The organism is Marinicella litoralis, from assembly GCF_002591915.1.
Taxonomy (GTDB): domain Bacteria; phylum Pseudomonadota; class Gammaproteobacteria; order Xanthomonadales; family Marinicellaceae; genus Marinicella; species Marinicella litoralis.
Map to the genome: position 1 here is coordinate 1,211,704 of NZ_NIHB01000001.1, position 23,735 is coordinate 1,235,438.

The following is a 23,735-nucleotide window of genomic DNA, read 5'->3' on the forward strand; positions in this document are numbered from 1 at the left end:
GATGATCATATCCTTGAATGAACAACCCGAAGGTTATCTTAATATTAGCTTACGGATATAAAACTTCATATCATGGGTTAAAAGTCACATTTTATGATACTTTCATCAATGAACGAAGCCAAATTAATAAAGTTACAAACAAATAGACTGATTTCAGGTATGGAACAACTCGCTTTGCCCACTGAAAATGCACCGATTATTATGGCGTACCTGTTGTTGTTACAAAAATGGAACAAAGCATACAACATGACTTCTATAGATGAACTGGGTCAAATGGTTACCCACCATGCCTTGGATGCACTGGCAGTGGCGAACCATTATCAAGGCCAGCGTATCATTGATGTAGGTACTGGTGGCGGCATACCTGGGTTTATTTTAGCCATCATGTTCCCTGAAAAACATTTGGTGTTGTTAGATGCCGTAGGTAAAAAGGCACGTTTCATGCGACAAGTTAAACGTGAGTTGGGCTTGGTAAACACCGAAATAGTTCATCAACGGGTGGAAAATTATTTTCCAGAAGAAAAATTTGATGTGGTAACATCACGTGCTTTTTCAGAGTTGAATCAGTTTTTGCAGGTGACAGCCCATTTAGGTGGCATCAAATGCCAGTATTTGGCCATGAAGGGGCCAAAAACAGAGACTCTGAAATCAGGATTGCCTTTCAAGCAGACCGCTTTGTGGGAAATCAAAGTGCCTTTTTTAGACGTTGAAAGAAAGTTATACCAATTTGAAAAAACCCATGAAAATTAAAAACAAAATCATTGCAGTTGCTAACCAAAAAGGCGGAGTGGGCAAAACCACAACCACAGTTAATTTGGCGGTGGGATTGGCTCAATTAGGAAAAAAAGTTTTGTTGATAGACCTTGATCCGCAAGGCAATGCGACCATGGCATGTGGCACCGACTCTAGAAATTTAACGGTTTCTGCCTGTGAGTTATTGATGGATGAGTGTGAAGCAAAAGACGCCATCATCAAAACGGAATTGTTGGATGTGATTGGTTCAAACACCAACCTGACTGCCGCAGAGCTTCAAATGATGGAATATGAAGACCCACAAACAATTCTGAAACAGCAATTGTTGCCGGTGGTTGAAAATTACGACTTCATCTTAATTGATTGTCCACCATCACTCAGTATATTAACCATCAATGCATTAACGGCTGCTCACAGTGTTTTGATACCTATGCAATGTGAATATTATGCCCTGGAGGGTTTGACTTCATTGTTGGACACCATTGAACGGGTCAAGCAAACAGTCAATCCAGAATTGGAGATTGAAGGCTTGTTGCGAACCATGTTTGATGGACGGAATAATTTGGCCAATGATGTGGCCGCCCAAATCAGCGAGCATTTTGGTTCAAAAGTATTCATGACTGTGGTCCCACGAAATGTGAAAGTGGCCGAAGCGCCCAGTTTTGGTCAATCAGCCATTGAATACGATCAGTTGTCCAGAGGTGCGGTTGCATACAAAGGTTTGGCCAGTGAATTACTAAGGAGGAATCATGCCTGAAAAGATGACCAAGAAAAAACTCAGTAAGAAAAAAGTCAGCAAAAAAATGGCACGAAAAAGTGGTTTAGGGCGAGGCTTGGATGCATTGCTTGGCAGCCGCAATTCCAGCCAAGCTACTGAGGCTGGATCAGCTGAAACCAGTGAGTTACAAAACTTAGGTATTGAGCAACTACAACCCGGTCAATATCAGCCCAGAAGTATTATGGACCAAGCCAAATTACAAGAATTGGCGGATTCAATCAAAGCACAAGGCATTGTGCAACCGATTGTGGTCAGGAAATTAACCAACAATCAATATGAAATCATCGCCGGCGAGAGGCGTTGGCGTGCTGCCCAGTTGGCACGGTTGTCTGAAGTGCCTGTATTGGTTAAGCAGGTTGATGACCGACAAACCATTGCCATGGCGTTGATTGAAAACATTCAAAGAGAAGACCTCAACCCACTGGAAGAGGCGATGGCTTTACAAAGGTTGATTGATGAATTCAGTATCACCCATGCTGAAGCGGCTGAAGCGGTTGGTCGTTCAAGGGTGGCTGTCAGTAATTTATTGCGATTGCTGGAGTTGACCAAACAAGTCAAAGCCATGTTGAATGATGGCTTGTTGGAAATGGGTCACGCACGTTGTCTGTTGTCTTTAGAAGCACAGCAACAATTGGTGGCGGCCAATGAAATCATTGCCAAAAAGATGTCAGTTAGACAAGCAGAGGCATTGGTGAAGTCTCTGAAGAATCCTGTAAAACAAAAACCCAAAACCGAAGCCAAGTCTGCAGACATTCGACATTTGGAGCAGCAATTGACTGAAAAATTATGTGCTCAAGTTGAAATTCAGCACAGCAGCAAAGGCAATGGAAAGTTGGTCATTCATTACCACGGATCTGATGAATTGGACGGTATTTTAAATCGCATCAAGTGAATTTAAACGAGCGTTTAATTTTTTACTAAAAAATACCTTTTGATTGGCTGTTTTGCTTGATTTTATCGGGTTGAAAGGTTAAGGTTTGCCACCAATTTTTCTCTTGGATAAAATTCGCATGAGCACAACGAACCAAGCCTTAGCCGACTGGGTTAAACAAGTTGCTGAACTCACCCAACCCGATCAAATCTATTGGTGTGATGGCAGTGAAGCTGAAGATCAGAAATTCAATCAAATGCTGTTAGATGATGGCAGTTATAAACAGCTCAATTCTGAAACCCATCCCAATTGCTACTTGCATTTATCTGATTCACAAGATGTTGCACGGGTTGAACACTTGACGTTTATCTGCACCCAAAAAGAAGTGGATGCAGGGCCTAACAACCATTGGATGGATCCAGCGGCAGCGCACGATAAGATTGATGCTTTATTTGCTGGCTGTATGAAAGGCAGAACCATGTATGTCATTCCTTATTGCATGGGACCTATTGATTCACCGATTGCTCGATGTGGTGTTGAGATCACTGACAGTGCTTATGTGGTGCAAAATATGCGCTTGATGACCAGAATGGGTCAGGCTGCATTGTCGCGGATTGAACAAGAGGGTGGCTTTGTCAAAGGATTGCACTCAACCGGTGAATTGGATCCCAATCGCCGTTTTATCATGCATTTTCCAGAAGAGCTGAGCATCAAAAGCTTTGGTTCAGGTTATGGTGGCAATGCTTTATTGGGTAAGAAATGCCATGCTTTAAGGATTGCTTCCTATCAAGCCAAAACCGAAGGTTGGTTGGCTGAGCATATGTTGATTTTGGGTATCAAGACACCCGCAGGTAAACAACATTATGTGGCCGCTGCCTTCCCATCAGCTTGCGGTAAAACCAATTTGGCGATGTTGATTCCACCAGAAGGTTACCTGAAAGATGGTTGGGAAATCAGCACCGTCGGTGATGACATTTGTTGGATGAGACCGGGTGAAGATGGTCGCTTGTGGGCGATTAACCCTGAAGCCGGATTTTTCGGCGTGGCACCTGGAACTGCCAAAGAAACCAATCCCAATGCTTTGGCGATGTTATACCAAGACACTATATTCACCAATGTTGCAGAAACAGCAGACGGTCAACCTTGGTGGGAAGGTTTGGATGACCGCACGCCCCAAACGGATTGGCAAGGCAGACCATATGATCCAGCCAATGGTCCAGCAGCACACCCTAATTCTAGATTTACTGTATCAGCCAAACGATGTCCAAGTTATTCAGCAGAATCTGAATCCGCCACTGGCGTGCCGATTGATGCCATTATATTTGGTGGCCGCAGAGCCAGTTTGGTGCCATTGGTGACCGAAGCCAGAAGTTGGGATCACGGTGTTTTGATGGGTGCCACTGTGGCTTCTGAAACCACTGCAGCAGCGACCGGCGCTGTGGGTGTGGTCAGACGCGACCCAATGGCAATGAAACCATTTTGTGGTTATCACTTTGGCGATTACTGGGGACATTGGGTTGGGATGAAAAACCAAGCCAATAAATTACCTAAAGTATTCACCGTCAATTGGTTCAGAAAAGATGAAAAAGGTCAATTCATGTGGCCTGGTTTTGGTGAAAACATGCGTGTTTTAGAGTGGATCATTGGTCGTTGTGATAATCAATTAGGCGCCAATGAAACAGCCATTGGTTTATTGCCATCCAGTCAAGACATCAATACCAAAGACTTAGGTATGGATTTATCGGTTTTGGATGAGTTGTTAAAAGTGGATAAAAGCGCTTGGAAAGACGAAGTCACTTCTGTGGAAGGGTTTTTAAGGAATTATGGCAGCCGTGTTCCTGGCGAGTTGTTCCGAGAGTTGAAAGAGATTGATGATCAGTTAAGTTGATCGACACCAACAACTTTCAAATTTAAAAAGCCCTGATATTCAGGGCTTTTTTTGTGGCCGCTGGTATTTTTTCAATAATTCATGTCATTGGGCGCTTTATTGTGACAAATACAACCATTCTGTCACAAAGCAATGATAAAATTATTGCTTAAATATAAGCACACCTAGACATTCAATCACTGATTCCTTATGACATGGTCAAATGGGCCTGGAGTTTCGAACGTCTTTACTGATGAAAAAAAGAGGCAATTTAGGCACATATTATGAAAACAACAAACAAACACTTAACGGCATTGTTGCTAACAGGCATGATCAGCTCGGCTCAGGCAGTTGATTTATTACTCGAAGGGTTTGAGACCGATGGCAATGGCAGTCGATACATCGCTTCAACCCCGTTTAATGATGGCGGCAGTGACCACTGGAATCGAACTGATGGCAGTGATATCAGCAACACCACCGCCCCCTACAGTAATTACCAAGGCAGTTACTTTTGGGCCGCTGAAGATGTCAATGACAATGGCGGCAATGGCATGACGCCGCAGACCCTTTTGTTTGAAGACATCAACATCAATGCTTATAACAACTTGGCTTTCAGTGGGTTGTTTGGAGCAGGCAATGGACCCGGTGCTACCAACTATGACGCCGCAGATTTTGTGAAAATTCAATACCGTATTGACGGATCTGGCAATGACACCTATACCGATGGTGTTTGTTTTGCTTACCAGGACAATGGTGACGATTTCAATGAACCATTTGGTTTGGATGCCGATTGTAATGGGGTAGCGGATGAGCCTTTGCTTGAAATGATACCAGCCATGGCCAGTTATGGTTTCACCATTCCAACGACGGGTTACACCATAGATTTGTTGGTTTCGGTCAGTGTCGATGCTGGTTCAGAAGAATTTGGGTTTGATCAACTGCTCTTAACTGGTGACGACACTGGCGTCGATACGTTGCCAGTGGTGCTAGCAACCAACCCAGCTGACCAAGCAATTGATGTTGAATTGAACTCAAACATACAAATTACTTTCAGTGAAGCCGTGGATGTAGGCGTCAACGCAGTGACGGTAGACTGCACCCAAAGCGGCATCCAAATTTTTGGTGAAATGTTTGATGTGTCATCGATAGATTTAGCCACCAGTGATTTCATTTCAACTGATGTTTGTACAGTGACCTTAGATGCATCAGTCATCAATGACCGTGATGGCACTTTCAATCAATTGGATGGTGACAGAGATGGCAATGCAGGCGGTGACTATGTATTCAGCTTTACTGCTGTTCCTGATACGGCACCTGAGGTCAGTTCAACTGATCCAACTGACGGTTCAGTGGGTTTACAAATTGATGATAATTTAATCGTTAATTTTTCAGAATCCATTGATGCCACGGCCAATGCAGCAACTTTGGTTTGTAGTCAATCTGGCGCAGTGTCATTGTCAGGTGTTCAAGTGGATGATGTGGCTGTGATGACCATCGATCCTGACAGCAACCTGATTGACCTTGAAACTTGTGACTTGACGTTGCTGGCGGCTGAAATTTTTGACAATGACTTGACCCAAGACAACATGGTTGCTGATGTGGTGATATCCTTTATGGTCGGTTATCCCGTGGTAGAAATTTTTGACATTCAAGGTGATGGCTTGGCTTCCCCTTACCATTTAAGCACAGTAACCACCTTAGACAACATTGTGACTGCATTGGACAGCAATGGGTTTTATATGCAAACACCTGATGCTCGCAATGACAGTAACCCACTGACATCCAGTGGTATTTATGTATTTACCGGCGGCGCGCCTGCGGTATCTGTAGGTGACCAGGTTGACTTAACCGGTGACATTGAGGAGTTTTTTGATTTAACCGAATTCACCAACCCAGGTAGCTATGTGTTGACCGTAGATGCTTCGAACCAACCCTTACCGGCCGCCATCATTTTGGATGCCAATTTCCCATACACTGATCCAACGGTGTTTCCTTGCGGCATTGAATCATTGGGTTATGAGTGTTTTGAAGGCATGTTATTTGACATGCCAGCAGGTGTGGTCAGTGCTGCATCCGCAGGATTTTTCGGCAGTGATATCAATGATATAGTGGTCAATGCAGGCAGTCAGCGTGCGATGCGTGAACCAGGAATTGAATACCCTGATTCTTTGGCCTATCCAGGTTTACCTGAGTTTGATGGCAACCCTGAGTTGATTGAAATGAGTGTTGAGGCCTTGACACTGCCTTTCCAAACCCTGGCAGCAGGCACAAAAATATCAGCCAAGGGAGTCATCAGTTATGGTTTTGGTGATTATGAATTACAACCTTCGGAATTGATTGTGATTGAAGAAAATGTCATACCAAAACCGGTACGCGATGCTGTGGCCGATGAGGTGACCATTGGTTCAGCCAATTTATACCGGTTCTTTGACCCGATAGACGATCCAGGTGAAGAGGACGATGACCAAATTGAAGATCCGGCCGTGTATGCCAATCGCTTGGTTAAGTTAGCCAAATATGTAGTCAATGACCTTAAATCGCCGACGCTGATTGGTTTACAAGAAGTTGAAAATTTGAATGTATTGAATGAGTTGATTACCGCCATATCCGCAGAAGGTGGCCCGACTTATACGGCGAGTTTAATTGATGGCAATGACCGTGGTGGCATTGATGTGGCTTATTTGTATCAAGCTGCGCTGTTAAGCAATGTAGTGATTACTCAATATGGCGCCGCTGAAATAAACACATTTGACAGTTCTTTGTTACATGATCGTCCGCCATTGCGATTAAAAGCCACGGCTGACTTAAGCAATGGTGGAACGCTGGATTTGAATGTTTTGGTGGTTCATATGCGATCCAGAGGTAGCATAGACAGTGCGTCAGACGGTGAACGGGTTCGCAGTAAAAGGCTGCAACAAGCCAATTCAGTGGCCGCCATGATCGATGTTATTCTGACCGAAGATCCGTTGGTTGGTTTGTATGTGATTGGTGATTTCAATGCCTTTCAATTCACTGATGGTTATGTTGACGTGGTGGGTCAAATTACCGGACAAGCCATCGCTGCGGACAATTTGCTGTGGGACGAGCCCTTATTTGTCAATGCGCCATTGACACAAGCGGTTCAAACCTTGGTGGCTGAAGACCAGTATTCCTTTGTATTCAGTGGTATTGCACAAATTTTGGATAATGCCATCATGAATGACATCGGTTTGATGAATATGACGGGTTTCCAGTTTGTACGTGGTCAGGCCGATGCCAATATTGACCTTGAGTCCAACAACACTTCCGTCAGGTCCAGTGACCACGATGGCTTTGTTATATTTGTTCAAGAAGACAATGATTTGATTTTCAGCCATGGTTTTGAATAACAACAAGTAACATTTTGATGCAAAAAAGCCCGGGTGATTTCACGGGCTTTTTTATTGAATCTTGGCGGCCATCACGATGGCGTGTTCCTTGACCTTTCGACCTTCAACGGTGGTGTAAATGTAGTAGTTCCTGCGCTTACCAATTGAATTAAATCCATGTTTTTCATACAGGCGGATGGCAGCCAGATTACTTTCCCTCACCTCTAACCACATTTGTTTGGCTTGGTTGATGCGACTGACCAACATCAATCGGTGCAGCATTTGGCTGGCCAGAGACTGTCTTTGGTATTGTGGATTGACGCTGATGTTTAATAGATTGGTTTCTTCAAAGCCCACCATCATAAAGGCATAACAAACGATTTCATCAGGATTTGTTGCCAACGTACCTTTGATGCATTGGTAACCTGCGGCCACACAATCTTGCATGATTTTCAATGGCCATGGATTGGGGTAGACCTGTTGTTCAATCTCAATGATTTGTGGCCAATCTATGGCTGTGATTTTGCTGTAAATAAGGGTGTTTTTCAATGAACGGCAAATTATTAAAATGGGTTAAATTATACACTGGAGTGGTTTTGTTGAAAGCTGGTGATTTATTGAACTGATTTACGGATTAAATGGGTCAAGCTGTGGTCATCAAAAAAACAATGATGTACCATACATTGTCTGGCATTCTCATTGAGAATAGGCCACTTTGACTTCAAGTTTTTATAATTTGATGAATAAACAACCAGGTCATTTCAACGCTGCATGTTGTTGTCATGTTTAAGCCATAAATTTAATCAAGGGCCAATGATACATCTATTAAGAAATGTGCATGTTTATGCACCAGAAGATTTGGGTAATTGCCATGTTTTGGTGGCCGCAGGCAAAGTGGTTGCCATCAGCCATGAAGTGCCGCACATCGAACCGAGCTTGTTAACAACTGATCAAGATTATGCAGGTAAAAAATTAATTCCTGGACTCATTGATGGACATGCACATATCACCGGTGGTGGTGGTGAAACAGGATTCAGCAGTAAAGTACCTGCTGTACATTTAAGTGAATACACCCAAGCCGGTGTAACCACTGTGGTGGGCTTGTTAGGCACCGATGATTTAACCCGCAGCACATCTTCATTGGTGGCACAAGTTTATGCTTTGCGCGAATCTGGATTAAGTGCTTATTGTTATACCGGCGGTTATCACATTCCTTTGACGACATTAACCGGTTCGGTCAAAAGTGACATTGTTCATATTGAACCCATTTTGGGAGTGGGTGAATTGGCGATTTCAGATCACCGCTCCAGTCAGCCGACTTTTGATGAAGTGGCACGCATTGCCGGTGATGCACATGTGGCTGGGTTGATGACTGGTAAAGCGGGCATCGTGCATTTTCACTTGGGTGATGGCGATCGAGGCATGGACTTAATCAATGACTTGTTGCAACAAACTGAAATACCCGCCAGGGTTTTGAACCCAACTCATTGCAACAGGAAAAAAGTTTTGTTTGATCAAGCCTGTCAATTAACTCGTTTAGGTTGTTACATCGATGTCACCGCTTTTCCTGTGGCTGAAGATGAAGATGGATTGACTGCGGCCGATGCCTTCAAGCAATTCAAAGCCAATGGGTTTCCACCAGACAAATTCACCATTTCTTCAGATGGTGGTGGTTGTTTGCCTCATTTTGATGCACAAGGTGAGTTGTTGCATATGGATTTTGGGCGCAATTTGGCCTTGAGTGAAACACTGAAAGAATTATTGGATGCAGGCTTGGCTACAGATCAAGTTTTGCCTGCATTCACCAGTAACGTGGCGAAATTGCTGCGCTTAAATACAAAAGGACAGGTCAAAGTTGGCCTGGATGCTGATTTGGTGATTTTGGATACTGAACACCAAATTCAAGATGTTATGGCCATGGGCCAATGGCACAGGAAAAACCACCAAACCCTGATTTACGGTGGTTTTGAAACCAACAAATAAAGTAAAAACATGGAATTATAAGCATATGAATCAAACCCCAAACAAAGGCAAAAGAGGATGGGTTATTCCCATCGGCGGTGCAGAAAAGAAATTAAGAGACCGGGTGATCTTAAAAAGATTTTGTGAACTCTCAGGCCAAGAATCAGCCAAAATATTGGTCATTCCAACGGCCTCAGAACTTGAGGACACTGGACCGAGGTATGTAGATATATTTGAATCAATGGGAGCTTCATCCAAGTACATACCGGTCAATGAACGAGAAGATTGTTTCAACCAAGAGATTCAAGATTCATTGTCGAATGCCACTGGTATTTTCATCACTGGCGGCAATCAATTGCGCTTATCTACCATACTGGGTGGCACACCGGTGGCTAAATTGATTCGTTCCTTGAATGCGTCAGGTGTTCATGTGGCGGGAACCTCAGCGGGAGCCGCGATCATGTCTGAACACATGATCGCTGGTGGCCAATCTGGCCCAACACCGCATGAAAATGGTGCGGTGATGGCACCTGGACTTGGCTTAACCAATAAAGTGATTATTGATCAACATTTCCGACAACGTGGCAGAATTGGTCGTTTGATGGCAGCACTGTCTTATAACCCTTTCGTTTCGGGATTGGGCATTGATGAAGACACGGCTGCCTTTATTTCACCCGATGGGGTATTAGAAGTGGTTGGTTCTGGCGCCATCACAGTGGTTGACCCTGCTGATTTGTCACATTCCTCGATGTCAGATGCCAGGCACCGCGATGCCATTACCTTAATTGGTATGAAACTTCACGTACTGGCCAAAGGGGCTAAATTTGACATCAATGAACGGATTGCTTATCCACCAGAGAGATAATCGTTAGTTCAATGATGGAATGTGATATAAATTCATAAGAATTAAAAAAATAACGACGGCACAAGGAAGGGCAAAAACCAACAACATTAATTAAAAAAAACCAAGAGGCAGCGATGAAAATATTAACCACCAATGTATACGTAGGTCCTAATTTATACGCCCACTTTCCGGTCATCAGACAGCAACTTGATCTGGGTGTTTTAGAACAGTGGCCAACCGCTAAATTAGGTGCAAAATACATCGATGCCTATTTAGAAGCATTGCCAGGTTTGGTAGAACACGGTTGTTCTTATGGCGAACCTGGTGGTTTCATTCGCCGTTTGCGGGAAAACGAAGGCACATGGTTAGGTCATGTACTGGAGCACACCGTGATTGAATTACAAGCCATGGCCGGATCGGATGTGACTTTTGGTAAAACCCGTTCAATTGATGGACAGCCAGGTTGCTATGACATGGTTTTTGAATACAAACAAAAAGATGTGGGTTTGGCAGCTGCAAAACTGGGCAGACAATTGCTCTTCAGTTTGATGCCCGCTGATTTGAAAGCTGAATTGCAACCATTCATTGAAGATGATTTTGATTTTCAACAACAGCTGACTGATTTTATCCGGTTTGCACAGCGCAAAGAGTTGGGCCCCAGTACGGCTTCTATAGTGAAAGCAGCTGAAGAGCGCAACATCCCCTGGTTGCGGCTCAATGAGTATTCTTTGGTACAATTTGGTCATGGCAAATACCAGCAAAGGATTCAAGCCACCATCACCAGTAAAACCACCAACATCGCAGTGGAAATATCCTGTGACAAAGAAGACACCCATAATTTATTGCGTGATTTGGGTTTGCCCTTGCCGACCCAAGAATTGGTTTATTCCGAGGAGGGTGCGATCAGAGCGGCTCGCCGTATGGGATATCCAGTGGTGGTCAAACCCTTGAATGCCAATCATGGCCGAGGCATCACCATTGACATCAGTACTGATGAGGAAGTGGCTGCGGCGTTTCAATTTGCCCGCGAAAAAGGCACCTCAAGATCGGTGTTGGTCGAGTCTTTGATTTTAGGCTATGACCACCGCATGCTGGTGGTGAACGGTGAATTGGTGGCAGTGGCTAAACGGGTGCCAGGACACGTCATCGGTGATGGTAAAAGCAGTATTGCTGAGTTGGTTGAAGTGGTCAATCAAGACCCCAGGCGCGGCGTGGGTCATGAAAAAGTATTGACCATGTTAGAGCTGGATCGCCAGGCAGAAAAACTGATGAGTGCAGCTGGTCACACCGCCGATTCAGTGTTGCCAGCGGGTGAAGTGTTTTTCTTGCGTTCTACTGCCAATTTATCAACCGGTGGCACGGCGATTGATTTAACCGATGAAGTACATCCGGATAATCGCGCCATGGCCATTCGGGCAGTGATGGCAGTTGGTTTAGATGTTGGTGGCGTAGACTTTTTGACTCAAGACATCAGCCAATCATACAAAGAAATAGGTGGGGCCATAGTAGAAGTCAATGCTGCACCTGGTTTTAGGATGCATGTTGCACCTTCAGCAGGACAGCCTCGTGATGTAGCAGGCAAGGTGATGGACATGTTGTTCCCACCAGCGACACCCAGCAGGATTCCGATTGCTGCCATCACGGGTACCAACGGTAAAACCACCACTTCAAGGATGTTATCGCATGTGTTGAAGATAGCCGGACACCATGTGGGGTCTACCTCAACTGATGGTGTTTATATCGATGGTCATTTAACGGTTAAAGGCGACATGACTGGGCCGATGGCGGCCAATATTGTGCTGCGTGATCCTACCGTTGATGTGGCTGTGATGGAAACCGCCAGGGGTGGTATCTTGCGTGCTGGTTTGGGTTACAACTATGCCAATGTTTCGGCTTGTTTAAACATTGCCTCGGATCATTTGGGTTTACGTGGCATTGATACTTTAGAGCAGCTGGCAGAGATTAAACGGGTGGTGGTCGAAGTGGCAGAGGACACGGCTGTATTGAATGCAGATGACCCGCATTGTCTGCAAATGGCTGATTATACTCGTGCCAAAAAACTCTGTTATGTGACCATGAATCCATCCCATGCATTGGTTAAAGAGCACATCAAACAGGGTGGTACGGCAGTGGTTTTGGAACAAGGCATCAACGGAGACATGATAACTATATATGACACGGGTAGTCACATCCCCTTGTTGTGGACACATTTAATTCCGGCCACCATTGAGGGCAAGGCCGTACACAATGTACAAAATGCGATGTTTGCCAGTGCCATGGCATTTGCCATGGATGTTGAGTTGGAACAAATTCGTCATGGCTTAAGAACTTTTGATACCTCTTTCTTCCAAGCCCCAGGTCGCATGAATCAATACGATGAACACCCATTCAAAGTAATATTGGACTATGGACACAATCCAGCAGCCATCAATATGGTTTGTCAAACCATTGATCGGTTTGAAATCAGTGGTCGAAAAATTTGTGTCTTGTCAGCCCCAGGTGACCGACGCGATGAAGACATATTGGCGATTGCGGATGAAGCGGCGGGCCACTTCAATCATTATGTGTTAAAAGCAGATGACAACAGACGTGGCAGGGACTTGCAAGAAGTGCCACAAATGCTCAGAAAACAACTGATTACACAAGGTATTCCAGAAGAGCAGATCACCATCATTGCCGATGAAACAGAGGCTGTTGATGGGGCTTTGTCCATGGCCAGAGAAGGGGATTTATTGTTGATTTTTGGTGACGACATCACCCGTTGTTGGAAACAGATCATTAATTTCAATTCAGGCTTAGAAGATAACAACACGGAAACCATTCAGCCGGTTATTTCCAATGTCATCAAATCAATGGACGACGGATTGGACATCGGTGAATATGAATTAATCAAAGACGATCGTGGTGTAAGGATTGCTCGACAAGAAGACAATGACTGAGAAATATTTAAAGCTGGATGATTCACGCCGCTTAACTGGGCCGAACCTTTATGGATCTAAGGCCGGTGCCGTCATCGATGTGTTGATTTCAGGGTATCAGCACCAAGCGGTGATTGATTATTGGCATTCAGAATTGAACTTAATTTTGAAACAGCTGGCTTGGACCACTGAAACCAGTTTCAATCGCATCTTCCACGGTGGAGCCAGCTTGGGTTTTACGGCGCCGATAGATGTGTTGTATGCAGCCACTGAAATCAATGAAGCCGCTTGGCAGCGAGTGGTTAACCATTTTACTGAAAAGCCGCAAAAACCTTTGAAACAGGTCATTGAATGGTTACAGCAAGAAATAGCCAAAGAAGCGAATCCAGCATTGATTGCTTTACAACAAAGTGCGCAGGCACATCAGGTAAAATTTCTCAGTGATGATGATTTTGTTTCATTGGGTTATGGGGCCAGCTGTCAGGTTTTCCCAATCAGACAAATTCCGCCAGCCGAAAGCATCGATTGGGCTGCGATTCATTCCATACCTTTGGCGTTGGTTACTGGAACCAACGGTAAATCCACCACGGTGAGGCTGGCTTCACATGTGATTAAAACGGCTGGTAAAAAATGTGGCATTACCTCAACTGATTACATCCGAATTGATGAGCAAATCTTAGACACGGGTGATTATTCAGGGCCTGGAGGCGCGAGAACCTTGCTGCGCCACCCTGATACTGAAGTGGCCATATTAGAAGTGGCTCGTGGTGGGATGTTGCGCAGAGGACTTGGGGTGAACCAAGCCATGTGTGCAGCCATCACCAATGTCGCGGCTGACCACTTGGGTGATTATGGAATGGACACGGTGGATGATATGGTGGCTGCAAAATTTGTGGTGCGCCAAGCATTGGATAAAGATCAAGATTTGATTTTGAATGCCGATGATGCCGGCGTGGTTGCTTTCGCCCAAAATATCGAACATAAAATTGTTTGGTTCAGTTGGTTTAAAAACAATCCAGTGATTCATAAACATCTACAAACTGGTGGTCAAGCTGTGTATGTCGATAAAGGCATCATCTGTTTTCACGATGGCGCAGACGAATCGGCCATTGTGCCGGTGAATGAAGTGCCCATAACCATGCTGGGTGCAGCCAAGCACAACACCCACAATGCAATGGTTGTGGTTGCACTCATGTTTGCCATGAAGATTGAACTCAAAGCCATACAGAAGGGTTTAACAACCTTTGACAGCAGTCCTCAAAACAACCCAGGCCGGGGAAATTTGTTTGCGGTTAAAGATTTTCAAGTCTTGGTGGATTTTGCACACAATGAACATGGTTTGGCTGCCATGGCCAACACCATCAAACACATGCCAGCTGCCAGGCGCTTGGTGTTATTGGGTCAAGCCGGAGATCGAGACGATGAATTAATCAAAGGCTTGGTTAAGTCGGCTTTGTTGGCAGCGCCTGATTGCTTGGTGGTGTGTGAACTCGAGCATTATTTGCGTGGTCGAAAGTTGGGAGAAATTCCAGCCTTGATTGAACAATATGCGCTGCAATTGGGCATGAAAAAAAATCAAATCATCCATGCCAGCTCATCCTTGGCCGGTGCTGAAAAAGCATTGGAATGGGCCCAGAAAGATGACGTGTTGTTGCTGTTGTCATTGACCCAACGTGATGAAGTGATTGAATTATTGGAAAAAAATAAATAACATAACAAACTAAAACTCACCATTCATTTACAATAAAATCATATACTGAATACACTCAGTGACTAACAGGACTACACATGGTTGAATCGGTACCTAATGAGGCCACAGAAAAAGACATCTCTGCATTAAACGACGCGCTCAAAGAAGAACGAATGGGTGCGGTCACGCGGATTGTTAACGGCATTCCGGGTGCTGAGGTGGCTTTGTTCTTGGAGTCATTGCCTGTCGATAAAAGACAAGCGGTGTGGGAAGTGGTTGATGAAGCTTCGCAAGGCGAAGTGTTGGTGTCGTTGCATGACGAGGTCCGGGATAACCTGATAGAAGGCATGGACACCGATCAATTGGTTGAAGCCACCAGAGACTTGGATCTGGATGACATGGCGGACATCATTGTTGATTTACCGGAGGAAGTGTCCAATCAATTGGTGCTTTCCATGGACAAAGCATCGAGGGATTTACTGAATCAGGTATTATCGTATGACGAGGATTCAGCCGGTGGTTTGATGAATCCAGATGTGGTCACGGTCAGAACCGATGTGACAGTTGAAGTGGTTAAACGATATTTTCAATTTCGTGGCAGTTTGCCGACGCCTGTGGGTGACTTATTTGCCGTTGGCCGAAAAGGACATTATATTGGACGGATACCGTTAGGCACTTTCCTGACCAGTGATCCCAAAACCCCAATTAAAGACATCATAGATGAAGATGCACCAGCCATTTTAGACAAAACCCCAGCCAGCGAAGTGGCACAGGATTTTGAGCACAATGATTGGATTTCCGCCCCCGTGGTGGATGACAAAAACATCTTGATTGGACGAATCACCATTGATGATGTGGTGGATGTGATTCGGGAAGAGGCTGAACGCTCTGTGATGCGGATGGCGGGTTTGAATGAAGAGGGTGATATGTTTGCCCCCATTTTGACCTCATCCAAACGCCGAGCAGTCTGGCTGGGCATTAATTTATTGACGGTGTTGTTGGCGGCATTTGTCATTGGCATATTTGAAGACACCATCAAGGAGATCGCGGTGTTAGCTGCATTGATGCCGGTGGTGGCATCCATGGGTGGAATCGCAGGCTCTCAAACCTTGACTTTGATGATCAGAGGTATGGCCACCGGTCAAGTGGGTAGCGGCAACATCAAAGATTTGTTGTCACGAGAATTTATGATTGGTGTAATCAACAGTTTCTTGTGGGCCGCCGTTTTGGCTGTGTTGTGCGCATTTTGGTTCAAAAATTGGGACATGAGTGTTGTACTTGGCCTGGCACTGGGCATAAACTTGGTGACTGGTGCACTGGCAGGTGTGTTGATTCCAGTGGTCCTCAGACGCATGAGCATTGATCCTGCCATAGCAGGTGGTGTGATCCTGACTACGGTGACTGATATCGTTGGCTATGTGTCATTCTTGGGTGTGGCCACTTGGTTGTTGATTGCTTAAATAATCAAATAAGTTTAGGCGTTCAGTTAAACACCACTTTTTCACGAATATAAGAAGGTTTGATGTCGATGATGTTTTGCGCCTCGCTGGTAAATCGTTTGGGTGCGATTTCCAATAAAGTCATGGCATCAGGTAGCATTTGATCGGCTACCGTTGTGCCATCGTGCACTTTCACCATTTGTTTGAATGCACTGCCTGCACAAACGTCGAACCCTCCACAGTTCAAATCTTCCGGTAAACTCAAGGCATCATCTGATAATCTGACCAATTCTGTTGGTTCTTGTTCATTATGGTGACTGCCAAAGGTGGCCCAATACACTTCACCCATCCTTGCATCATTGGCGATCATGATTCTGCTGTTTGGATGTGTCTTCATGACTTGGTAAGCCATATTATATAGGGTTGATATGCCCAAAACAGGAAGGTCTAGGGCCAGGGCCAAACCTTGTACCACAGACATGGCAATCCTTACACCTGTGAAGGCACCAGGGCCTTGGCCAAATACAATGCCATCCAAGTCAGACTTTTTAAGTTGTTGTTCATCCAACAGCTCCTGTAAATAGCCCAAAACCAATTCAGCATGCTTTTGTGGTGCAAGCAAGGTGCGATGAGTGATCAAGCCTTGATGTAACAAAGCGACGGAACAGTTTTCAGTTGAAGTTTCAATGGCAATCAGATTCATGGTTTTGCTGACAAAATATCAATGATAGAATGAAGTTTTTATTATATGTTAATGCCATGAAATATGTAATTTTTGTCCTCTCGGTTTTTTTTGCCTTTGCTGCGAATGCCAGTGAATATTTCTTAAAACTTAAGGGTGAGCCAGTACAAGGTGCTTTGATCATTGGTCAAACCAATCCACAAGCTGAAGTCTATCTGGATGACAACAGAATGGCGATGACAGAAGACGGGTATTTTATTTTTGGCTTTGGACGCTTTGATGATAAGGACAAAGTGCTTGCAATCAAACACCAAGGGCAAACCTATAAAACCACAGTGCCAGTCATGGCTCGAGAATTTCCAACTGAGAGAATTGATGGGCTGCCAGCCAATAAAGTCAATCCACCGGCTGAAAGGTTGGCACGTATCGCCAAAGAATCGGCTCAAGTCAAACAAGCTCGAGCGGTGTGGTCTGAACAAAAAGCTTTTCTCGAATCCTTTGTGTGGCCAGCTGAAGGCCGGGTCAGTGGGGTCTATGGTTCTCGGCGGATCCTCAATGGAGAACCCAAGCGGCCCCATTATGGTATGGACATAGCGAATGTCACTGGATCAACAGTCATTGCTCCTGCCAGTGGTGTGGTGACCATGGCAGTCAATGACCATTACTACACCGGAGGTACCATTATCATCGATCATGGTTATGGTTTAAACACCACTTATTTACACCTCAGTCAAGTCAATGTCAGTGAAGGCCAAGTGCTAGAACAAGGGCAGAAAATTGGTGAAATCGGGGCCACGGGTCGTGCCACCGGCCCGCACTTGGATTGGCGCTTGAACATCGGCACATCATTGCGTTTGGATCCGCAACTGATCATTCCCCCAAAGTGACCAACGGTAACTTGGGTTTAAGACCTGATACTTTAACCACGCCAAAACAGCATTGAACGATTTGCATGATTGATCTTTTGCTCACAGCATGATTAAAAAACTTAATTCAACTCATCTGGCCTGATGTGGTTGTAAAGGTCTGCAAGGTTGATTCAGTCAATACAATCACTTGAGCCAGATCTGTGGACTATAGCAGAAAATAAATTGACACCAACTCAGCGATTTAAGGGGTCTAAATTTATCAGTGAAGCAAAGATTAAGGGTGGTAGAAATTGTATCAACCGGTTAGAATAATTAATATTTTAGAATTGAATTTAATGGGGAAGCAGGATGAGTCACAAGGCATCTAAACAATTATTGAGAAAAACATTAACCGCCACCTTACTGTTGTTGGTATCTACTTGGGCACTGGCACAATCCAGTTTGAGTTTCAGTCTATCGACTCAACCAGACACCATTGGACCTGGCAGTACAGCTAAATTGGTATTCGATATCAACAACAACACAGCTGCAGTGGTTGATACCATGGCTTTCAACCTGAGTTTACCGGCTACCCCGGGACCGGTTAATATCGGAGAAGTGGCTATCAATGGATGCGACGGTATACTGACTGCGCCAGCAGGTGGCACCACCATTAGCTTGGTTGATGGGGAGCTTTCAGGATCTTCGAGCTGCCAAATTGAAGTTTCAATCACCGCCAACACTGCGGGTGTGCATACATTCTCGGCCACCACATTGACCTCTTCAGCAGGATCAGCCATCAGTAATACAGAGGATTTGGAAGTCCTTATTGATCGACCCGGCTTCACGCAATCTTTCAGTCCGAGCACGGTCAACAGGGGCGAACGAACAACCCTTACCTATTTGATTGATAATACTTCGAATGCTTCAGATGTCTTTAATTTAGCCTTTGTCAATGATCTGCCTACAGGATTGGTTTTTGCTTCTCCGCACAATACAAACAGCACCTGTGGTGATTCAGAGTTCTCTGTAGATTCCAATCAACAAAAATTCACCATGATCCCAAAGAGCTTTATCCTGGCAGCAGGTACATCTTGTACCGTGCGTGTCGACCTTAAAGCTACGGGTGTCGGGACCATCACAAATCAGTCAGGAAATTTAACTGCGCTGACTTTCCCTGGGTTTATCACCTTGGATTCTGGTTTTTCTGAAGCCAGTATTGAATCAGTTTCTGGTGATGTTCTGTTACAAAAAGATTTTACCAATGATCCAGTACCTCCTGGTAGTGTGGTGAATTTGGCATACACCATCAATAATTTTGACCGCAACACAGCGGTTACCCAGTTGGCCTTTGATGACGACCTGGGTGCAGCCTTGACAGGCTTGCTTGCAACCGGACTTCCTGTCAGCAATGTTTGTGGAACCGGGTCCAATTTAGATTTTGCTGGCGGTGTTTTAAGCCTGACCGGTGGACAATTACCCAGTGAGGGTGTATGTAATTTTTCAGTGACCTTGCAAGTACCCTTGAGTGCTACAGCTGGTGCTTATACCTCGACCTCTGATGTCATCAGCTATGACAGGGACGGTTCAGCCAGTACTGGCAATGACGCCACAGACACTCTTTTTGTGGCCGCAGCACCGATCATCGAGAAATCATTTTTGAATGATCCAGTCACGGCAGGTGGATCGGTTGATTTAGAATTCACCATCACCAGTACCAGTCAGAGCAGTGTGTCTACAGACATCAATTTTCTTGATGAATTGACTACCTTTTTACCTTATCCAGTGTCAGTTACTTTGCCGGCAGATGGATTTTGTGGTGCGGGCTCAAACATGACAATGGTTAATCCGGGCACTGATCGTCAAAGTTTAAGCATGACGGGTGGTACTCTGGCAGCTGGTGCTTCTTGTACCTTTGCCGTGACAATTGACATTCCAGTGGGCATGCCATCTGGTGCATATGTGAATACCACAGAAGCCGTTTCAGCCACCGTTGATGGTGCTGTAGTTACTGGCAACCAAGCCGTTGATGACTTGGTGGTGGTTGCGGCACCCAGGTTAACCAAATCATTCACCGATGATCCTGTGTTACCTGGTGACTTGGTCACCTTGGAGTTCACCTTGTCTCATGGTTTGGAAGAAACTGCTGCTGCCACAAGCATTGGTTTTACTGATGATTTAGATGCCACCTTAAGTGGCTTGGCCGCGGTGGGTTTGCCGATTAATGATGTCTGTGGTGTGGGTTCTTCCATCAGTGGCACCAGCGTGTTGACTTTTACCGGCGGTGCTTTGAATCCAGGTGAATCATGTACTTTTTCTGTGAGTTTGCAAGTGCCTGCTGGCGCGGCATTTGGCAAGTACCTCAACACCACTTCAGATGTGACTGCGGTGGTCAGTGGATTGTCCGTAGTCAGCTTAGCGGCCAGTGATGAATTAAATATAGCAGGCATGACTTTCACCATAGATAACTTAACAGATACCTTCATTGAAGGTGTAGGAGGCTTGTACGATTTGCGGGTCTATATTGAAAATTTGAGCCCTGCTGATAATGCGACAAATATGACCTTTTCCTTGAATCTGGCAGATGCTTTGCCTGGTACGCCTGATATCAGTGCAGTTGGTTTACCGATGAATGATGTTTGTGGAACGGGTTCAACCGTCACTGGTGCTTCAGGCGATACCTTTTTGATTATGGTGGGCGGAAATTTACTGGCGGGCACCAGTTGTACTTTTGACATACAATTACTGATGCCAACAGCGGCACCATTGGGTGATTATTCGTACATCACTTCAGTTTTGAGCTGGACCGCTGGTGGTTCATCCAATACGGCTGATCCAGCAACTGATGATTTTTCTGTGATCGAAGCCCTGTTGTTTGACAAGGCATTTACCAATGACCCCGTAGGAGCTGGTGATACAGTGACTTTGTCATTCGATATCAGCAACAATTCATCAGTCGATGCAGCAACAGCCATTGCATTCACCGATGATTTAGATGCCACCTTGAGTGGCTTGGTTGCAGTGGGATTGCCGATTAATGATGTTTGCGGTTTGGGTTCACAAATTTCGGGATCCAGCGTACTCACCTTATCTGGTGGTAACTTACCAGCCAGTGGTTCATGTCAATTCAATGTCACTTTACAAGTGCCCGTCAGCGCAACAGGCGGTTCTTATACCAACACCACCAGTGTACTCACTGGTAGCATGTTGGGTAATGCGATTACCGGCAATGCAGCCACCGATGCATTACAAATCAGGGCATTGAATTTAAGCAAATCATTTGCTGGCGATGTCGCGGCAGGCTCAAGCGTAGACTTGACGTTTAATTTAATTAACCAGGATGTTGGACTGATTCAGCAAGACATTAACTTTAGCGATGACCTCAATGCCATGATTCCAGGTGCGGTTGCGGTTGGTTTACCAGTCAATAATGTGTGTGGCGCCGGTTCATTGCTTTCAGGCACTGGTACCATTTCATTGTCAGGCGGTACTTTGCCAGCTTCAGGTTCATGTATGTTTACGGTCTCGGTCTCGATTCCCGCAGGTACCACAGCTGGATTGTATGTGAACACAACATCAGATGTCTTGGCCAGAAACAACCAAGGTGGCGAGCCTGCAACGGATGATTTAACCGTGGTACCACCGCCGTTGTTCAGTAAAGACTTTTCGGTCGCTCAAGCCAATTTGAATCAAATATTTAACTTGAGTTTTTCTATTGACAATACAGCCTCATCGTTGACTGCCAGTAACCTGTCGTTTGTCGACAGTTTGCCTTCAGGTTTGGAAGTTGCGGCACCAGCAAATGCGATTAACACCTGTACCGGTGGAACCTTTTCGGCGACAGTGGGATCAACCAGTATCAGTTATTCTGGAGGCAGTGTTGCGGTAGGTGCATCATGTCAACTTTCAGTTGATGTGGTGGCCACAAGTTCAGGGGTAAAAAACAATGTAACTGGCGACTTGACTTCTACTGGAGGCAACAGTGGCCCAGCCAGCGCCAGTGTTGAAATTGTGGGTACGCCTTTATTCAGCAAAACTTTTTCATTGGCCCAAGCCAGTTTGAATCAAGTGTTTAATTTGACTTTTGATATAGACAATACAGCATCGGCTTTGGCAGCAACCGCCATTGATTTTACCGATAACTTCCCTGCAGGTTTGGTCGTGGCCACCCCGTCCAATTCAGTGGTAAGCTGTGCTGGTGGAACTTTAACCGCGGCGAATGGCTCCGGCAGTGTGACTTATACAGGTGGTGGTGTAGCCGCGAATGCGTCATGTACCATCTCTGTTGATGTGCTTGGGACCACTTCAGGTGTCAAAAACAATGTAACAGGTGATTTAACTTCAAGTGCAGGTAACAGTGGTACAGCCTCAGCTGATGTGGAAATATTTGGGGCACTGAACATCAACAAGTATTTTACCGATGTTGAAGTGTTTGCCGGTGATTTGGTTGATGTTAATTTTGAAATCCAAAACACCAACACCGTGGCAGTAACCGACATCAGCTTCACCGATGATTTGGATGCCTTTATTTCAGGAGCGGCAGCCGTCGGATTACCGCAAAACGATGTTTGTGGCTTGGGTTCAACCATAACAGGTACCAGCATCATCAGTTTATCAGCCGGTCAATTGGCGGCTGGTGAAAGTTGTTTGATTACGGTGTCAGTACAAATTCCATTCAATGCCGATGGCTCGTTTATCAATCAAACCAGCCCAATCAGTTACACCATCAATGGCAATCCTGTCATCGATGAGCCGAATACAGCTGGTAATGCAAGCTTGAGCGTTTTGGGCGAGCCAGTGGTGGTGCCAGTGAATCAGTACACTTGGCTGTTGTTAATGATTATGTTGTTAGCTGGTTTTTACCACTTTAAAAGGTTGAGAAGGCTGTAAACCTTTGAAGTCAAATAGTTTGGGATCGCACAGGTGCGATGGGGTTATGCTGGTCATGGCCTTGGCAATGTTATCAACCCGACCAGGTTGAATGCGATCCCAATCATGTAACATGTGTTTAATTGCTTGGCGTTGTAAATTTTCTTGTGAGCCACATAAGTTACATGGGATGATTGGATAATCTTTGTGCTTGGCATAGTTAATCAGGTCCTTTTCACGCACATAAGCCAAGGGTCGTATCACCACATTTTTACCATCATCACTGCGTAGTTTGGGAGGCATGGTTTTCAGTTTGGCACCGAAAAACATATTCAAAAACAGGGTCTCTACCATGTCATCTTGGTGATGACCTAAGGCTATTTTGTTACAATTCAACTCTTCCGCCACGCGATATAAAATGCCTCGACGCAGGCGAGAACACAAGCCACAAGTGGTTTTACCCGCAGGAATAATCTCTGTCACTATCGAATAAGTGTCTTCTTCTATGATTTGAAATTCGATGTTTTGTTGTTGTAAATATTCTGGCAGCACATGTTCTGGAAAACCGGGTTGCTTTTGATCCAAATTGACTGCCACCAAATCAAACTCAAAAGGTGCTTTGTTTTGAATCAATTGCAACAATGACAGCATGGCGTATGAATCTTTGCCGCCAGACAAACAAACCATGATGCGATCACCGGCTTCAATCAAGCCAAAATCTCCAGAAGCTTTGGCCATTTGGCGTCTGAGTTTATTTTCCAGTTTATAAAATTCAGTGTTATCTGTTTGCATGGTGTGGATATCGACCCATTGGGTTAATTAGGCAAGAAATGTGGGCAACGATAGGGTAAAATTTTAAAACATTCA

Annotated in this window: 15 protein-coding genes; 12 read left to right on the top strand and 3 right to left on the bottom strand. The window is 45.0% G+C overall.

Annotated features, from left to right (window positions below; genetic code table 11):
• The first annotated feature begins 108 nt into the window (after nt 1-108).
• From rsmG to CCS90_RS05370, 5 genes are all read left to right on the top strand, one after another.
• Nucleotides 109-750 (top strand): 16S rRNA (guanine(527)-N(7))-methyltransferase RsmG, encoded by a 642-nt coding sequence (gene rsmG / locus CCS90_RS05350; RefSeq protein WP_180236494.1) that lies wholly within the window; start codon nt 109-111, stop codon nt 748-750.
• Nucleotides 740-1,510: a ParA family protein gene (locus tag CCS90_RS05355; RefSeq protein ID WP_099018755.1), complete on the top strand. Its 771-nt coding sequence runs from the start codon at nt 740-742 to the stop codon at nt 1,508-1,510. The genes rsmG and CCS90_RS05355 overlap by 11 nt, the downstream gene beginning before the upstream one ends.
• A complete protein-coding gene (locus tag CCS90_RS05360; protein WP_246027013.1) occupies nt 1,503-2,423 on the top strand; it encodes a ParB/RepB/Spo0J family partition protein in 921 nt (306 codons plus the stop codon). The genes CCS90_RS05355 and CCS90_RS05360 overlap by 8 nt, the downstream gene beginning before the upstream one ends.
• Before the next feature lie 118 nt (nt 2,424-2,541).
• Nucleotides 2,542-4,290: a phosphoenolpyruvate carboxykinase (GTP) gene (locus tag CCS90_RS05365; protein ID WP_099018451.1), complete on the top strand. Its 1,749-nt coding sequence runs from the start codon at nt 2,542-2,544 to the stop codon at nt 4,288-4,290.
• A gap of 263 nt (nt 4,291-4,553) precedes the next feature.
• Nucleotides 4,554-7,637, top strand: coding sequence for an Ig-like domain-containing protein (locus CCS90_RS05370; protein WP_099018452.1), 3,084 nt, complete (start codon nt 4,554-4,556; stop codon nt 7,635-7,637).
• A 51-nt stretch (nt 7,638-7,688) separates the two neighbouring features.
• Here the strand turns inward: CCS90_RS05370 and rimI are convergent, their stop codons facing one another.
• Nucleotides 7,689-8,165 carry a ribosomal protein S18-alanine N-acetyltransferase gene (gene rimI / locus CCS90_RS05375; protein ID WP_162846818.1) on the bottom strand — a complete coding sequence of 159 codons (477 nt, stop codon included), beginning with the start codon at nt 8,163-8,165 and terminating at the stop codon, nt 7,689-7,691.
• 264 nt (nt 8,166-8,429) lie between these two features.
• Here rimI and iadA point away from each other — a divergent pair, with 264 nt between their 5' ends.
• The 5 genes from iadA (at nt 8,430) to mgtE (ending at nt 16,490) form a co-directional block, all read left to right on the top strand.
• Nucleotides 8,430-9,599: a beta-aspartyl-peptidase gene (gene iadA / locus CCS90_RS05380; RefSeq protein WP_099018757.1), complete on the top strand. Its 1,170-nt coding sequence runs from the start codon at nt 8,430-8,432 to the stop codon at nt 9,597-9,599.
• A gap of 25 nt (nt 9,600-9,624) precedes the next feature.
• Nucleotides 9,625-10,443, top strand: coding sequence for a cyanophycinase (locus tag CCS90_RS05385; protein ID WP_099018454.1), 819 nt, complete (start codon nt 9,625-9,627; stop codon nt 10,441-10,443).
• Between the two features lie 113 nt (nt 10,444-10,556).
• Nucleotides 10,557-13,361 carry a cyanophycin synthetase gene (cphA, locus tag CCS90_RS05390; RefSeq protein ID WP_099018455.1) on the top strand — a complete coding sequence of 935 codons (2,805 nt, stop codon included), beginning with the start codon at nt 10,557-10,559 and terminating at the stop codon, nt 13,359-13,361.
• Nucleotides 13,354-15,051, top strand: coding sequence for a Mur ligase family protein (locus CCS90_RS05395; protein WP_099018456.1), 1,698 nt, complete (start codon nt 13,354-13,356; stop codon nt 15,049-15,051). The genes cphA and CCS90_RS05395 overlap by 8 nt, the downstream gene beginning before the upstream one ends.
• A 77-nt stretch (nt 15,052-15,128) precedes the next feature.
• The gene (gene mgtE / locus CCS90_RS05400) at nt 15,129-16,490 is read left to right on the top strand and encodes a magnesium transporter (protein ID WP_099018457.1); all 1,362 of its coding nucleotides are present in this window, start codon (nt 15,129-15,131) and stop codon (nt 16,488-16,490) included.
• A 22-nt stretch (nt 16,491-16,512) separates the two neighbouring features.
• On the opposite strand, the gene tsaB is transcribed toward mgtE, so the two are convergent.
• Nucleotides 16,513-17,172 carry a tRNA (adenosine(37)-N6)-threonylcarbamoyltransferase complex dimerization subunit type 1 TsaB gene (gene tsaB / locus CCS90_RS05405; RefSeq protein ID WP_099018458.1) on the bottom strand — a complete coding sequence of 220 codons (660 nt, stop codon included), beginning with the start codon at nt 17,170-17,172 and terminating at the stop codon, nt 16,513-16,515.
• Nucleotides 17,173-17,228: 56 nt separating this feature from the next.
• Between tsaB and CCS90_RS05410 the strand changes: the two genes are divergently transcribed.
• Together CCS90_RS05410 and CCS90_RS05415 are read left to right on the top strand one after the other, a co-directional pair.
• Entirely contained in the window at nt 17,229-18,038 is an 810-nt protein-coding gene (locus CCS90_RS05410; protein ID WP_099018758.1) for a M23 family metallopeptidase, read from the top strand.
• A 330-nt stretch (nt 18,039-18,368) separates the two neighbouring features.
• On the top strand, nt 18,369-22,889 hold the full coding sequence (locus tag CCS90_RS05415; protein ID WP_099018459.1) for a beta strand repeat-containing protein: 4,521 nt from the start codon (nt 18,369-18,371) through the stop codon (nt 22,887-22,889).
• Here CCS90_RS05415 and ttcA read toward each other — a convergent pair.
• Nucleotides 22,848-23,660, bottom strand: coding sequence for a tRNA 2-thiocytidine(32) synthetase TtcA (ttcA, locus tag CCS90_RS05420; protein ID WP_099018460.1), 813 nt, complete (start codon nt 23,658-23,660; stop codon nt 22,848-22,850). The two genes, CCS90_RS05415 and ttcA, sit on opposite strands and share 42 nt — an antisense overlap.
• Nucleotides 23,661-23,735: the final 75 nt, after the last annotated feature.